Source organism: Psychroflexus aurantiacus (assembly GCF_010820555.1).
Taxonomy (GTDB): domain Bacteria; phylum Bacteroidota; class Bacteroidia; order Flavobacteriales; family Flavobacteriaceae; genus Psychroflexus; species Psychroflexus aurantiacus.
The window spans coordinates 322,182-336,607 of the sequence record NZ_JAAIKD010000004.1; the positions used below are offsets into that span (position 1 = coordinate 322,182).

The 14,426-nt window shown below is 38.8% G+C and carries 16 protein-coding genes; 5 read left to right on the forward strand and 11 right to left on the reverse strand.

Features of this window, described 5'->3' with window-relative positions; genetic code table 11:
* Positions 1-3 precede the first annotated feature (3 nt).
* From hisF to G3567_RS08960, 3 genes are all read left to right on the forward strand, one after another.
* Positions 4-759 carry an imidazole glycerol phosphate synthase subunit HisF gene (gene hisF, locus G3567_RS08950; RefSeq protein WP_164004987.1) on the forward strand — a complete coding sequence of 252 codons (756 nt, stop codon included), beginning with the start codon at positions 4-6 and terminating at the stop codon, positions 757-759.
* A gap of 90 nt (positions 760-849) precedes the next feature.
* Positions 850-1,452, forward strand: coding sequence for a bifunctional phosphoribosyl-AMP cyclohydrolase/phosphoribosyl-ATP diphosphatase HisIE (hisIE, locus tag G3567_RS08955; RefSeq protein ID WP_164004988.1), 603 nt, complete (start codon positions 850-852; stop codon positions 1,450-1,452).
* A gap of 15 nt (positions 1,453-1,467) precedes the next feature.
* Entirely contained in the window at positions 1,468-2,256 is a 789-nt protein-coding gene (locus G3567_RS08960; protein WP_164004989.1) for a tRNA pseudouridine synthase A, read from the forward strand.
* On the opposite strand, the gene corA is transcribed toward G3567_RS08960, so the two are convergent.
* The 11 genes from corA to G3567_RS09015 all read right to left on the reverse strand — a co-directional run bounded on the left by corA (position 2,253) and on the right by G3567_RS09015 (position 11,954).
* A complete protein-coding gene (corA, locus tag G3567_RS08965) occupies positions 2,253-3,362 on the reverse strand; it encodes a magnesium/cobalt transporter CorA (RefSeq protein ID WP_164004990.1) in 1,110 nt (369 codons plus the stop codon). The genes G3567_RS08960 and corA overlap by 4 nt on opposite strands.
* Complete coding sequence (locus tag G3567_RS08970; protein WP_164004991.1) at positions 3,343-3,747, reverse strand: glyoxalase; 405 nt, start codon at positions 3,745-3,747, stop codon at positions 3,343-3,345. The genes corA and G3567_RS08970 overlap by 20 nt, the downstream gene beginning before the upstream one ends.
* A 197-nt stretch (positions 3,748-3,944) precedes the next feature.
* A complete protein-coding gene (locus G3567_RS08975) occupies positions 3,945-4,502 on the reverse strand; it encodes a type 1 periplasmic binding fold superfamily protein (protein ID WP_235923532.1) in 558 nt (185 codons plus the stop codon).
* Between the two features lie 21 nt (positions 4,503-4,523).
* Complete coding sequence (locus G3567_RS08980) at positions 4,524-6,935, reverse strand: TonB-dependent receptor (RefSeq protein WP_164004993.1); 2,412 nt, start codon at positions 6,933-6,935, stop codon at positions 4,524-4,526.
* 44 nt (positions 6,936-6,979) lie between these two features.
* Entirely contained in the window at positions 6,980-7,291 is a 312-nt protein-coding gene (locus G3567_RS08985) for a hypothetical protein (RefSeq protein WP_164004994.1), read from the reverse strand.
* A 52-nt stretch (positions 7,292-7,343) separates the two neighbouring features.
* On the reverse strand, positions 7,344-7,667 hold the full coding sequence (locus tag G3567_RS08990; protein WP_164004995.1) for a DUF6787 family protein: 324 nt from the start codon (positions 7,665-7,667) through the stop codon (positions 7,344-7,346).
* A 19-nt stretch (positions 7,668-7,686) separates the two neighbouring features.
* Entirely contained in the window at positions 7,687-8,094 is a 408-nt protein-coding gene (locus G3567_RS08995; RefSeq protein WP_164004996.1) for a DUF6146 family protein, read from the reverse strand.
* Positions 8,095-8,102: 8 nt separating this feature from the next.
* A complete protein-coding gene (locus G3567_RS09000) occupies positions 8,103-8,873 on the reverse strand; it encodes a septal ring lytic transglycosylase RlpA family protein (protein ID WP_164004997.1) in 771 nt (256 codons plus the stop codon).
* Positions 8,870-9,829: an NAD(P)-dependent oxidoreductase gene (locus tag G3567_RS09005; RefSeq protein ID WP_164004998.1), complete on the reverse strand. Its 960-nt coding sequence runs from the start codon at positions 9,827-9,829 to the stop codon at positions 8,870-8,872. Before G3567_RS09005 ends, G3567_RS09000 begins: the two co-directional genes overlap by 4 nt.
* 10 nt (positions 9,830-9,839) lie before the next feature.
* Positions 9,840-10,910 carry a 3-phosphoserine/phosphohydroxythreonine transaminase gene (gene serC / locus G3567_RS09010; protein ID WP_164004999.1) on the reverse strand — a complete coding sequence of 357 codons (1,071 nt, stop codon included), beginning with the start codon at positions 10,908-10,910 and terminating at the stop codon, positions 9,840-9,842.
* 6 nt (positions 10,911-10,916) lie between these two features.
* A complete protein-coding gene (locus G3567_RS09015; RefSeq protein ID WP_164005000.1) occupies positions 10,917-11,954 on the reverse strand; it encodes an acyl-CoA reductase in 1,038 nt (345 codons plus the stop codon).
* 61 nt (positions 11,955-12,015) lie between these two features.
* Here G3567_RS09015 and G3567_RS09020 point away from each other — a divergent pair, with 61 nt between their 5' ends.
* Positions 12,016-12,366, forward strand: a complete 351-nt coding sequence (locus tag G3567_RS09020) for a 4Fe-4S dicluster domain-containing protein (RefSeq protein ID WP_164005098.1) — start codon at positions 12,016-12,018, stop codon at positions 12,364-12,366.
* Between the two features lie 171 nt (positions 12,367-12,537).
* Positions 12,538-14,418, forward strand: coding sequence for a DNA topoisomerase IV subunit B (locus tag G3567_RS09025; RefSeq protein WP_164005001.1), 1,881 nt, complete (start codon positions 12,538-12,540; stop codon positions 14,416-14,418).
* The last annotated feature ends 8 nt before the right edge of the window (positions 14,419-14,426 follow it).

Sequence of the window (14,426 nt, forward strand, 5' to 3'; positions counted from 1 at the left end):
ACTTTGCTCACTAAAAGAATAATACCTTGTTTGGATATCAAAAATGGCCGGACCGTTAAGGGTGTCAATTTTGTTGAACTTCGAGATGCAGGGGATCCTGTGGAATTAGCCAAAATCTATGCCGATAATTATGCTGATGAATTGGTGTTTCTGGATATTTCTGCTACTGAAGAACGTCGGAAAACCCTGGCAAAATTAGTTGAAGAGATCGCTAAGCATATCAATATTCCGTTTACCGTTGGTGGAGGTATTTCTTCCGTAGAAGATGTAGCTCTGCTTTTGAAGTCCGGAGCCGATAAGGTGTCCATTAATTCTGCGGCAGTGAAAAACCCAAAATTAATTTCGGAAGTGGCAAAGCGTTTTGGGTCTCAGTGTGTGGTGGTAGCGATTGATGCCAAGCAGATAGACGGCCACTGGAAAGTACATCTGGTAGGCGGAAAGCAGCCTACAGACATCGACTTATTTGAATGGGCAAAAGAAGTTCAGGAACTGGGCGCTGGAGAAATTCTGTTTACCTCTATGGATCATGACGGGACCAAAGCCGGCTTTGCCAATGAAGCCCTGGCGAAATTATCAGAGGAACTTCACATTCCGATCATCGCTTCAGGAGGTGCTGGAAATGTAAAGCATTTTGAAGATACGTTTATACTTGGGAAGGCAGATGCAGCACTGGCAGCAAGTGTGTTTCACTTTAAGGAAATCGAAATTTCAGACTTAAAAAACGAATTGAAGTCTAAGGGTATTTCAATCAGAATATAATCAGGAAAAACTTATTCTAAGGGCTCTTGTCATTTTGAGTCCTGAAGATTCGGGAAGAAAAAATCAATAGTTTTGAATAAAAAATAAATTATGACCATAGATTTCAATAAAAATAAAGACAATTTAGTTCCGGCCATTATTCAGGATGCGGTGACGAAAAATGTTCTCATGCTAGGCTATATGAATGAAGAAGCCTACAAAAAAACAGTGGATACAAAACTGGTGACATTTTACAGCCGGAGTAAGAACAGACTGTGGACTAAAGGAGAAGAAAGCGGAAATACATTAGACCTTGTCGATATCCAGGTGGATTGCGATAATGATACCTTACTCGTTCAGGTTCATCCCAACGGACCTACCTGTCACACCGGAACGGATACCTGCTGGAAAGAAGATAATGAAACGACGTTTGGATTTTTAACCCACTTGGAAAACACGATCCGGCAGCGCAAAGCGGAAGGAAAACCAGACGAAAGTTATGTGGCCAGTCTGTTTGAAAAGGGCATCAACAAAATTGCTCAAAAAGTAGGGGAAGAGGCCGTAGAAGTTGTCATCGAAGCAAAAGATGACAATGATGATTTATTTTTGAATGAGAGCGCAGATTTGTTGTTTCACTACTTAATTTTACTACAGCAGAAAGGCTTCCAACTTAAAGACGTTGAAGATATTTTAAAGTTTAGGATCAAGAAATAGAAAAAGTCTGCCTGTATGCAGTATAAACGCTTTTATTACCTTATTCAGCTTCAGTACTTAGGGTTTCGCTACCACGGATGGCAAAAACAGCCTGATGTCTTGACGGTTGAGCATATGCTTAGCAAAACCTTGAATTATATCCTGGAGGGCAAGCGGTTTAAAGTTATTGCAGCGGGCAGAACCGATGCCATGGTTTCAGTAAACCAGACCTATGCGGAGCTATTCATCTATGAAGACGAGCTGGATTTAGATATATTCTTAGAGCTTTTCAATAAAAACCTCCCCCAGGACATCAAATGTCTTTCTATTGAAGAAACCACTGCAGATTTCAATATTATTCAGCATCCTAAAGTCAAAGAATACCTTTATTTTTTTTGTACACAGGAGAAAATGCATCCGTTTTGCGCCCCTTTTATGGTGAATCTTCAGGAAGACCTGGATATAGAACTCATGAAACAAGGAGCCGCTTTATTTGAAGGAGAGCACGACTTCTATTCTTTTGCGTTTCGTCCTAATCCTGAAACTCAAACCCAGGGAAAACTTGATGTTTGTGAGCTCAGTGAAAATTCAATTTACACCGCCAATTTTTTCCCGGAGTTAAGTTATGTTTTAAAGGTCGTAGGAGAAGGCTTTAAACGCCAGCAAATCCGACTTATGATGGGCGCTTTAATCGATCTTGGCCGACATAAATATGATCTTGAAGAGCTCAGAGCAATTATCGATGGACGGAATAAAATCAAGCTTGAACACATAGCTCAGGCTTCAGGCTTAATTTTGAATAGGGTGAAGTTGATAAATCCTTAAAACCAATTTTTTCTTTTAAAGAAGTAGATTAAGGCTATAGTCATTACTAGCATAACGCCCCAGACGATAAAATACGCGGGTCTATATCCAAGTTCAGGCATAAATTCGAAATTCATCCCGTAAACCCCGGCGATAAAGGTGAGTGGTATGAAAATGGAAGACATGATGGTAAGCACTTTCATCACCTGATTCATTTTATTACTCAGGCTACTCATATACATATCCATTAATCCCCAGACAATCTCTCGGTAAATGTCAACGTTCTCAGTTACCTGCAAAATGTGATCATATAAATCGGCTAAATAGGCTTTCGTAGACTGATCATAAAGCTCGTGTTTAGAAATCTGCAACTTTCTTATAAGTTCCTTGGCAGGAAAAATCGCCTTGCGTACACTTAGTATTTCACGTTTCAACAACTGAATTTCTGAGGTTGAGGCATTATGCGCGTCCTTGAGAATCCTGTCTTCAAGATTTTCAGTTTTTTCTTCAATCGTTTCTGTCACATTATAGTAATTATCTACCACCGCATCAATAAGCGCGTAAAAAAGATAATCTGTGCCTCGCATGCGAATTCTTCCCACTTTATTGTGAATTCGTTCCCGAATGGAATTGAAAATGCTATCCTGTGACTGTTGAAATGAAATGATATAGGATGTATTGAAAACAATCCCGAAGTGATTTTTAATCAATAAGCCCGCATCATTATGAAAAATCATTTTGAGGGCAAAGAATACGTAATCCTCAAACTCATCTAGTTTTGGTCTTTGTTTGGTGTTGGCAATGTCTTCTAAAACAAGGGGATGTATCTGCAGTAAGTTTCCAAGATCGGCCAGTTTTTTAACGTCATGAACCCCAATAAAATTTATCCAGTGTTGGAATTCTTTGTCGTGAGTGACCAGCTCATGGACTTTTTCTAGAGAACAATTGTTATGATACACCACTTTTTCTTCGTTATAACTGATGACGTTGATAACCGTTTCTTCCGAGGTTTCTTCACCAACATAGGTTATTTTTCCAGGTATTTGGTTCTGAATGGGTTTACGCTTCAGCTTTAAAGCTTTAGGGTAATGTAATTGTTTTAAGGTGTTATGCACTTTGTTTTTCAAAATAGTGAAGTTGAGATTGTAAACGTTCTTTGGTCAGATTGATAATTCTTTTATTGACTTCTGAAGAGTTTTCGTGATAAAACTTATACTCATCAATAGTGAAAAACCCTATAAACACGCCTCTTAACAGGTTTTTGAACTTCGAATCTTTCTTTACCGTATTTTCGATATAATTAAGTTTCTCCATCTCACCGAGTTTATGAAATACATTTTTATACCTCACGATATAATTTTCAAAAAGCGATAGAATCAGCTCATTTTGAAATTTGGCAATGGGCCTTAAGGTTGAATTTTGGAAAGATTCTAAACTCAGGGTAGTTTCATCAATCTTGGCATTGGGCACTTCTAGTCGAATGTTTAGAAGCTGCTCATCTCTTGAAGTCATAGAAATTATTTTTACTAAAATAAGAAAATCTTCCTTGCCTTGTATGGAATCCGGGAGATAAAGAAAGACAGCAGTTTATTTAATTCATATCAATAAAAAAGCTATTCTTAATTTTCACTAACTGACTCATTTAATCATAAGTTGCAGTGAATACAAAGAATAGCTTTTTTAATGCTGAAGTTGGCCTGTTATTTTTTTTACTGGATAGTTACATCGAAAGTGGCTTCAATATCGGTTTCTCCACCGACTGAATCCGATAAAATACCTTCGCTGGCACCAGCAGCGAATTTATTTCCATCATGAATAAGGATAAAGGTTAAAATCCCATTGCTTACAGTTGTGGTTTGTAATCTAAATTCAACTCCGATAGGGTTACCATCAACATCAGTATCCAGATAAGTGGTGTTTAAATCCAATGAAGTAGATGGAAGATAAAAAACCTGATGTTCATTGCCTTCTTCTCTTACTTCTACTGTAATATCTTCTGCTGGATCTTCAAGTTTGTTCAAAAATTCAACTCGACCGGTATAAGTAGTATTGGCAGATAGGGGCATAGTGGTTTTTTCAGGATTGAGGCCGTCTGCATCGAGATCATTGTATGAAAATGCTAGCATCTCAGTTCCTCCTTCCGGAGTTAAATACACATTTAAGGTAGTGATGACTTCTTCCTGATTGATTAGTTCTGGTGCATCATCGTCACTGGAACACGCACTAAAGGTTAATAAGGCAATAAGGCTTAAGCTTAATAATTTCATAGCTTTCATAGTTTTTTTGTTTTAATAGTTGAATTTTAATTGTAACATAGCATTGGTGCCAACTTCATCGGCATAAAATCGTAGTCTATTGAGGTAGTCTCTGTATCGCGTATTGAGAACATTATTGATGATAAGATCAATACTTAAGCTGTTTGAATTTAAATCGAATTCTATTCCGCTTCTAAAATTTAATAGATGATAGGCCTCTGGTGGCGTGCTTATATCGACCAGAACCTCTTCAAAGTTTCCTGTGCTGGTATTTACAATATCAGCAATAAAATTATTATCAGGAAACAGACGTTGTTCTGCCACAAATTTGCTGTTAACAGAGAGATAAAAATTCTTCCACTCGGCTTTAGTGTAGGTCAGAGTGTTTGACAAATTGAAAGGAGGCATATTGATAAGCGCCGTATTTCTGTCTAAATCAGTGCCATCAACAAAAGCGAAATTGGACAGTAAATCGAAGTTTCGGTAGGTATAACTGGCACTCACATCTACACCAAATAATCTGGCATTGGTTTGTCTGTAAGCATATACTGGAAAGGATCCTCGAATGGTAGTTTCTATTCCCCGGGGTTCAAGAATAATAAAATCTTTGATATAGTTGTAATAGGGCTGAATGCTAAAGCCTAAATTGTTGATTTTCCCCTGTAACTCCAGTCCTGTTTTCAAAGATTGTTCTGAATCGAGTTGGAGCTCTCCAAGTTCTATGGTGGCCAGGCTATGATGAAGTCCTTCACTAAATAATTCTGAAGGATTTGGAGCCCTGCTGGCTGAGCTGATATTGGAAATCAATTTCCAGTCGTTTTTAAAAATATGGGTAGCGCCAATGGTGCCTGAGAAATTGTGATAATCAAAAACTGGATTTGTTAGAATCTGATTGCCAAAATCTTCCACTTCAAATTCCGGGTACAGTTGATTATAATTGAGATTTCGCCATCTGGATGTCGAATAGAACTTATCGGCATTGATGTTGCTGAAGTCATATCTGAAGCCTGCGTCGATCTTCCAGTTTTCACTAACCTCATAGATTGAGCTTGCAAATACACCAGCAGAATACATCTCATAATCTGGAATTAGACGCTTTACGCCGGTATTGGGATCACTGAAATTGGTTTGTGCATTTAACTCTGCGCCGAATTCTGAATTAAAATCCTTCACTTCTGTCCATTCCAGCTGAGCGAGTAGAGTATGGGTCTTTAAATTCATATCCATAGCAGCCAAATCGCTTCGTCCACCACGCCTTACATCAAATTCTAACCTGTCATTATTTTGAAAGGAATACTGAAGACTGGCTTCACCGATGTTGTTGATCTTTTTAAAGGTGTTGAGCTTGTAGATTTGATGAGTCACCTCCTGTTTGGGATTATTGATCGTATATGAAAAATCGTCTATATAAAAAGGCTCTTGCCTATTGATGGCATTCACCAGATCTCTCGCATTTCCAATATGAGCAGCTCTGAGGATTCCAATCTCAGTATTGGTTAATTTAAAACTGAAATCAATCCCGTAATCGATTTTATTAAGCCCGATTCCTAAACTCAGGTTATTTTCTCTTTGTCCTGTATTGGTCAATTGGTAATCCGGGGCTCTTAAATCTCCCAGCCTTTTAAGACTGCCTTGAATTCTGTAGTTGAATCCATTGCTTTTAGATTTAATCAGGCTGGATGAGAGGGTTCCCCCACGGCCATTGGTTTCACCGGTCAATATGGTTTTACCCATCAGCGTGTCTTTTATTGGAGCCTTTCGGGGCTCTACGACGATGACTCCTCCAATAGCATCCCCACCATATTTTAAGGCTGAAGCCCCTTTAATGACCGTGACGTTTGCAGCCGAATTGATATCCACATTGGGCGCATGATCTTCACCCCATTGCTGATCATAAAGCCGAACATTGTCGTTGATAATCAAAACCCGAGAGCTATGAAGACCTTGTATGATAGGCTTTACAATGGAACTTCCCGTATTGAGACTAGAAACTCCGCTGATGCTTTCCAAAGCTTCGCCAAGGGATGCACTGCTGAATCTGTCGAGTTCTTCACTTTTTATCTGGCTGGAAATGGATGAGTTGAGATCAGCGTTGTAAAGTTTGCCTTTAAGTAAAACTTCATTGAGTTCTTCTAAATGGTGTTCCAGTCGAAAGTTGATTTGGGTATCTTCGACAAGCCTAATGCTTTTGGTTGCAGAGACACAATACGGATGGGTGACCTTGAGCCTCAGTTGACTTTCACACAATTCCTTGAATTCATAATAACCGTTTTCATCGGTATAAGAAACGGTATTCGTCCCTTCAATAGAAATCACTGCTGACTGAAGAGGCATGTTATTATGGATGTCGATAATCTGGCCTGAGATTGATAAATCGCAATCCTGGGCAAAAATAAACGAACTTGCAGATGCAAGAAAAAGCAAAAGACTGAACTTTTGAAACATATACTGGGGTTTAAACTAGAAACAAATAAAGAGTAAAAGCTACTTTAGGCTAGTTTAAAAGGGGGAGGTTTATTGTAATACTTACCAGATTTACGGACTCGTTTTGGATAAACTTTATAAACCGAAACTGTGGATTCAATCTGACTTTCGAATTCCTGAAAGGTAAATTCCGGCAGAGCAGGTGTGATGAAATGAATATCCTCCTGATTGGTCAGGACATATTCATCACAGGTTTTACAGAGTTCTACGGCTGAAAAATCCTCATTATCAAATAAATGACTTAGCGCATGAGCATTAACAACGGTCGTTGTGAACACCATGAATATGACTAAAGTTATTATTTGTTTGAAATTCAAAGTCAAATAGTTTTTTGCGAATGTAATATATTTTTACAAATTAAAAATATATTTAGCTTTTATCAAAAAAAAAGCCAAACCCAAGTCTGGAAAGCATTTTCTTTTCAAAATTCCAAAAGAATTTATTTTGACCAAATAAGGTTCCTATTACGACTAAAAGCACCTGATAAATAGGGAAAATCAGTAATATTCTTAAAGAATAATAGATAGAACCGCCAAAAAAATGCTCCGGAAAGACCTCCCGGTGGAGTCCTATATAGTCGAGAACAGGTTTAGCTAAATAGGCTGACAGAGACCCTGTGATAGCGAAAACTATAAAAATGATAACCAATTGAAAGTTGGATTGTATGCCCCAGCGTTCCTTTAATTTTTTCATGACGCGAAAATACAAAAGCTTATCGCAATCGCTGCCCATATTTCTCCTGAAAATACAGGAAATAATTATAAAGCAGGTAATTTACTTCATAGCCGTAATCCACATTATAGTCGTAGTTGATTTGCATAGGATACAAATCCGGACCATACTGGGATGGATTATTAGCTCTTATGTTATAATTGGCTACGAAAATTCTATTTCTTTGCTCTAAATAATCCTGTCCATAGTAGCCTCTTGGTTTTTGAGTGGCAAGCCACGCATTGAAGCCAGGTTCCAGGATTATGATTTCATATTCCAGACTATCATTGGCAATACGAATCGTATCATTTTTAAGGTCAGAATCCTTAAACTCGGGATTAGATTCTCGTTTTTGAACAGAACAAGCGATAATAAGGGATAAGACCAGAATCGTTAAAAAATATTTCATTCCCTAAGTTAATCCTTTCTGAGCATATCTACAATAAAAGCGCCTGGATATTTATCCTGCAATTGAGTCATGAAATCTTCAGCTTCCTGTCTTGTGCTATGCTGACCCAGGATGATAGCGTAAACTTTTACCTTGTCTATGCTTTTAACCTGGATCAGAATTTCACTGGCATAACTGGCCTTTAACTTATGAACCAGCTTCAGCAAATTATCACTTTCCTGAAAACTTGCAATTTGCACCCCGTAATAGTCAGGTTTGACCAGGCTCACATCAAGCTCATAATAGTCCTTGGTTTCTTCCTGCTCTTTAGGAAGTGATTCAAAATCTTCAGCTTTACTGTTTTTAACCTGAGTCATTTGCTCAGTTTGTTGCTTTTTTTTGTTTTCGGCCGGAGGAGCCTGGTATTCCGCCCTTCCTTTAGAGACTGGCGTATCTTTTGCAAGGACTTCAATTCTCACTTCTGTAACTCCGCTTTCCAGAATTCCCAGGGATTTCGCTACCGACCTGGATAAATCTATAATCCTTCCCCTTATAAAAGGTCCTCTGTCGTTAATCTTTACAATAGCTGTATTATAATTATTGAGATTTGTAACTTTTACTTTAGTCCCAAAAGGAAGTGTTCGATGTGCAGCCGTAGCTAAACTGTGTTTGTAAATTTCCCCACTCGCCGTTGGTCTGCCTTCAAATTTATCAGAATAAAAGGAAGCCTTTCCTGTTTGTGTTTGTGTAAAGACAATATGACCTGCCAATAAAAATATTCCTAAAAGAAATGTTTTCATGTTTTTTGATTCAAAAATGATAGGATTTGATTGCTAAGCTCTTTAGCAATTCGATCTTGAGTTTCCTGTGTAGCTCCTCCAATATGCGGACTCAGAGACAACTTAGGATTCATGAGCAGTTGGATAGGGGGTTGTGGCTCATCTTCAAAAACGTCTAATGCCCCAAAGCTTAAGTCATTGTTGTCTAATGCCTTAACCAAAGCCACTTCATCCAAACATGTACCATGCGATGTATTGATTATACCAGCGGTAGACTTCATTTTCTGAAACTCTTTTGTTCCAAATAAGTATGCAGTCGTTTTTGGAATATGAAGACTAATGACATCCGATGTTGACAAAATCTCATCAAATGATGAGGATGATAATTGAAATTTTAAAGTCTGCTTATCATAAAAGTCCAGTTCTAGTTCAGCAGATGTTGTGCTTTTATCATAGAATTTTACCCGCATTCCTAAGGCAATCGCCTTTTTAGCCACTTCCTCTCCAACGCGGCCTAAACCGATAAGGCCAATCGTTTTGCCCTTTAGTTCGCTGCCACCAGAAAAAGATCGCTTCAAAGCTTTGAAGTTCTGATCCCCCTCCAGGGGCATTTCCCGGTTAGAATCCTTAAGGTGCCTCATGCAGCTTAAAAGATGGGCTATGGTAAGCTCAGCTACGCTATTGCTCCAGGCCTGTTCTGCCTGAAAAACTTCGATGTTTTTTTGTTTGGCGAAATCCAGGTCTATGTGATCTGAGCTTCTATCGCAGTTCCCTATAAGTTTTAGCGAGGGCATTTCAGAGATCACCGCCTTTGGTAGAGGAGTAGAGCTCTTTACTAAGAGCCCTTCTATGTGGTTGGTGTTGATATAATTGGTTAACTGATTCGAGGCTACGGTTTTAATCATCACCTCATGACCAGCTTCTTCCAGAAGTTGAGTTCCGGTATCAGAAAAGCCATCGGTTGCTAATAATTTCATGCTAAGGTTTTTATAGGGTTTTTTCAAAATGCTTCATCACATCGACAAGGACCTCTACACTTTCAAGGGGCAATGCGTTATACATGGAAGCCCTGTAGCCACCTACGCTTCTGTGTCCATGTAATCCGTTGATGTTAGCCGATTTCCAGAGCTCGTCAAATCTTGAAGCTAAGGACTCATCGTTTAAGGTGAAGGTGGCGTTCATCATAGATCGGTCCTCTTTGCCGGTAAAGCCTTCAAAAAGTGAATTTCTATCAATTTCAGAATAGATCAGTTCAGATTTCGCTCGATTCTTTTTCTCCTGGGCAGAAACCCCACCATTTCGAGATAGCCATTCCAGCGTAAGCATCGACACATACACAGAGAAAACAGGCGGTGTATTGAACATGCTTTCTTTTTTGATGAATAACTTGTAATCCATCATCGATGGAATAGTTCGGGAAACCTTGCCTAAAATATCTTCTTTTACGACAACAAGAGTGGCTCCGGCAGGCCCCATATTCTTTTGAGCTCCGGCGTATATAAGTCCAAACCGGGAGAAGTCTAGGTCTCTCGAAAAAATATCACTGCTCATATCGCAGATGAGTGGAGTCTCATCCGAATCTGGAAACGACTTCATTTGAGTTCCGTAGATGGTATTGTTACTCGTGCAATGCATATAATCCAGGCCCTGGGGAATACTGTAATTTTTCGGGATAAAATTATAATTGCTTTCTTTTGAGCTGGCGACAATTTCGATTTCACCGAAGTTTTTTGCTTCTTTAATGGCATTGGAAGCCCAGGTTCCGGTGTCTAAGTAACCGGCTTTTTTTTCAAGAAGATTATACGCTGTTGTCAAAAACTGCATACTTGCTCCACCCTGCATAAATAGGGCCTTGTAACCTTTATTTTGTAAATTCAAATGCTCCAGAGCCAGGGATCTGGCCTTTTCCATAACCTCCACAAAGGCTGAGCTTCTGTGAGAAATCTCCAGGATAGACAGCCCGGAACCATCCAAATCTATGACAGACTGCGAAGCTTTTTCAAAAACTTCAAGGGGTAATATACAAGGTCCCGCGCTAAAATTATGAGGTCTTTCCATGTTTGATCAGTTGTTTTCAATTAAAAATTTGATGGTATCTACGCCATCGGCATAATCTGCCAGACCGGGATGTTGAGCCTGTCCAAAATCAACAGCGCTTAAGCTACGCTGCCCAACGATACATTGTATATTCTGTTGCTCTTCCAGCAGGCGGGCTTTCAGCTGCATTTCATCGGTGTAGGTTTCGTAAAACAAAACTCCAATTGGTGAAGAAAATTTTTCATCTTCCTTCAGAAGTAAAAAACCATTATCCAGCAATTTAACCGAACTCATCAAGTAAACCGCTTTGTTATAGTCGTAATTATTGGCGTATTTATGATGATTTATAAGGTCTTTATACCCAAACATCGCTTTGAAGAAGTTATCAAAATCATAGGTTTCAGGAACAAACAATTTGGAAACATTTCGGCATCCTAAGCCAAAATATTTGAAAACATCATGCCCTAAAGCTTCCAGGTCTTCTTTAGATTCTGTTCCGTCCAGGATAGCAGCTGAATTCCTGTTTTTACGAATAATATGCGGTTTGTCTTTAAAGTAATATTCAAAATAACGGGCTGTATTGTTGCTGCCTGTAGCAATAACCGCATCAAACTCGGGAAGCTTCTCCTTCGTAAACTCAATTTTAGATTTGAATTCCGGTTCGATAGCTATAAGTTCTTCAGCAAGGAAGGGGACCAGCAAGCTGTCATTTGAGGATAGTTTCCCGATAAAGTGATGACCTGTAATCAAAACACTCAGAAAATCATGAAATCCTACCAAAGGGATATTTCCTGCCATGACCACGGCAACTCTTTGTTTGGTATAATCTCCAAGCGTATAAGGCTGAAGCCATTTGGATAACTGATCTTGAGTAAGCGTCTTGGACCAGTCTTCAAGTGCGCTGTGGATTTGATCTTGGGTAAACCAGGCATTTTGCAACTCGGCGTTTCTTAAGACATTAGTCAATTTTTGTGAAAAATTAGAGCTTGAGTCTGGAGAATCTATGTAGTTTTGTAGTGAAAATCCAAGTTTCGAAAACGCATCTATTCTGGCATCTAAAGTCATATATTTGGCTATCCTTTATAGTGTTGCTATTTTTGAACAAACTTACATAAATAATACTCAAATGGCTATTAAAATAACAGACGAATGTATCAATTGCGGTGCCTGCGAGCCCGAATGTCCTAATACCGCAATTTATGAAGGAGCAGATGATTGGAGATATGCGGATGGTACAGATCTGGAAGGAAATATTGTACTTCCGGATGGCAAAGAAGTGAATGCAGAAGAAGCTCAGGAACCCGTCAGTGATGAATTATATTATATCGTTGCAGACAAATGCACGGAGTGCTTAGGCTTTCACGAAGAGCCGCAATGCGCAGCAGTTTGCCCGGTGGATTGTTGTGTTCCCGATGAGGAACATGAAGAAACAGAAGAAGAATTACTCGGCAAACAATCTTTTATGCACAAGGAATAATAAATGATTCCATTTATAGACACAAACCCCTAGGCCACAGTGTTATAGGGGTTTCGTGTTTTTATTTACATATTTTATCTTAAAAAATATTTATACTTGCCTTAGATTTTAAATTTGCTTCAGATTTTTATTTTAAAGAAATCGTAGTATATTTCGGTGTTCAGAAAAATTATGGCAGAAGAAACAAAGTACACAGAAGACAATATTAAATCACTAGACTGGAAGCAGCATATTCGTATGCGTCCAGGGATGTATATAGGTAAACTCGGTGATGGTTCCGGAGCCGATGATGGAGTTTACATCTTATTAAAAGAAGTGCTAGACAATTCCATAGATGAATTTGTCATGGGCTCTGGTAAAACCATCGAAGTTTCCATTCAGAATTCAAAAGTGATCGTAAGGGATTATGGTCGGGGGATTCCGTTGGGTAAAGTGGTGGATGTGGTTTCCAAAATGAACACGGGGGGAAAATATGACACCAATGCCTTCAAAAAATCGGTGGGACTCAATGGCGTTGGTACCAAAGCCGTAAATGCATTATCCAGTTATTTCAGAGTAGAATCTACCAGAGACAACAAGTCTGTTTCTGCTGAATTTGAGCAGGGTAATCTGATTAAAAAGGAAGACCTTGATGAAACTTCAAGACGACGCGGAACTAAAGTCACGTTTATACCGGATGAAGTCATTTTCAAAAAATATAATTTCAGAAATGAATATATTGAGAAAATGCTCAAAAATTATGTCTATCTCAATCCGGGATTGACCATACTTTTCAATGGTGAAAAATACTATTCGGAAGAAGGCTTAAAAGACTTACTGAGCGACCGAATCAGAAATGAAGATCAATTGTTCCCGATCATTCACCTGAGAGGAAACGATATTGAAGTGGCGATCACCTTTAGCAAAGCTCAATATTCAGAAGAATACCATTCCTTCGTCAACGGACAAAATACAACCCAGGGTGGAACACACCAGTCCGCTTTTAGAGAAGCCATTGTAAAAACGATACGCGAGTTTTATAAAAAGAATTTCGAACCCAGTGACATCCGGAAATCGATCGTTTCAGCGATCAGCATCAAGGTGATGGAACCTGTTTTTGAAAGTCAGACCAAAACCAAACTGGGTTCTACCGATATGGGAGGAGACTTGCCGACGGTAAGGACTTATATCATGGATTTTCTGAAGCAGAAACTGGACAACTACCTCCATAAGAACAATCAGACGGCTGAATTGCTTCATAGGAAAATACTCAGAGCAGAAAAAGAGCGAAAAGATCTTTCCGGGATTAGGAAACTCGCCAAAGACAGGGCTAAAAAAGCAAGTGTTCACAACAAAAAACTCAGAGACTGCAGGATTCATCTTGAGGATACCAAAAAAGAAGGCTATCTGGAAACGACTTTATTCATTACGGAAGGAGATTCTGCAAGTGGAAGCATAACAAAATCAAGGGATGTAAACACGCAGGCGGTTTTTAGCCTTAAGGGTAAACCCCTTAACTCTTACGGACTAAGCAAAAAGATAGTTTATGAAAATGAAGAATTCAATCTTTTACAGGCCGCATTAAATATTGAAGATTCACTGGAGGATTTAAGGTATAACAACATTGTCATCGCAACAGATGCCGATGTAGACGGGATGCACATCAGATTATTGATCATTACTTTTTTTCTTCAGTTTTTCCCGGAACTGATCAAAGAAGGGCACTTATATATCCTGCAAACCCCGCTTTTTAGAGTGAGGGATAAAAAACAAACCTTTTACTGTTATTCTGAAACTGAAAAAAGAGAAGCCATCAAAACTCTGAGGGGAAAACCAGAAATTACCCGGTTTAAGGGACTGGGTGAAATTTCTCCGGACGAATTCAAGAATTTTATAGGCGAAGATATTCGGTTAGATCCTGTGATGCTGGATAAATACAAAAGTATTCCTGAAATTCTGGAGTTTTATATGGGTAAAAACACACCCGACCGCCAAAATTTTATAATCGATAATTTGAAAGTAGAAATTGATCTGGTGGAAGAGGTTGAAGAAGAGATTCATGAGGTTAAATAATTATAAAT

Bases quoted from the DNA above. Each gene is read 5' to 3' on its own strand.
- hisIE (WP_164004988.1), top strand. From the start codon at position 850: ATGACCATAGATTTCAATAAAAATAAAGACAATTTAGTTCCGGCCATT.
- G3567_RS08980 (WP_164004993.1), bottom strand. From the start codon at position 6,935: ATGTTTCAAAAGTTCAGTCTTTTGCTTTTTCTTGCATCTGCAAGTTCG.
- G3567_RS08960 (WP_164004989.1), top strand. From the start codon at position 1,468: ATGCAGTATAAACGCTTTTATTACCTTATTCAGCTTCAGTACTTAGGG.
- G3567_RS08995 (WP_164004996.1), bottom strand. From the start codon at position 8,094: ATGAAATATTTTTTAACGATTCTGGTCTTATCCCTTATTATCGCTTGT.
- G3567_RS09020 (WP_164005098.1), top strand. From the start codon at position 12,016: ATGGCTATTAAAATAACAGACGAATGTATCAATTGCGGTGCCTGCGAG.
- G3567_RS09025 (WP_164005001.1), top strand. From the start codon at position 12,538: ATGGCAGAAGAAACAAAGTACACAGAAGACAATATTAAATCACTAGAC.
- G3567_RS08975 (WP_235923532.1), bottom strand. From the start codon at position 4,502: ATGAAATTATTAAGCTTAAGCCTTATTGCCTTATTAACCTTTAGTGCG.
- G3567_RS08990 (WP_164004995.1), bottom strand. From the start codon at position 7,667: ATGAAAAAATTAAAGGAACGCTGGGGCATACAATCCAACTTTCAATTG.
- G3567_RS09000 (WP_164004997.1), bottom strand. From the start codon at position 8,873: ATGAAAACATTTCTTTTAGGAATATTTTTATTGGCAGGTCATATTGTC.
- G3567_RS08970 (WP_164004991.1), bottom strand. From the start codon at position 3,747: ATGACTTCAAGAGATGAGCAGCTTCTAAACATTCGACTAGAAGTGCCC.
- G3567_RS09005 (WP_164004998.1), bottom strand. From the start codon at position 9,829: ATGAAATTATTAGCAACCGATGGCTTTTCTGATACCGGAACTCAACTT.
- serC (WP_164004999.1), bottom strand. From the start codon at position 10,910: ATGGAAAGACCTCATAATTTTAGCGCGGGACCTTGTATATTACCCCTT.
- G3567_RS09015 (WP_164005000.1), bottom strand. From the start codon at position 11,954: ATGACTTTAGATGCCAGAATAGATGCGTTTTCGAAACTTGGATTTTCA.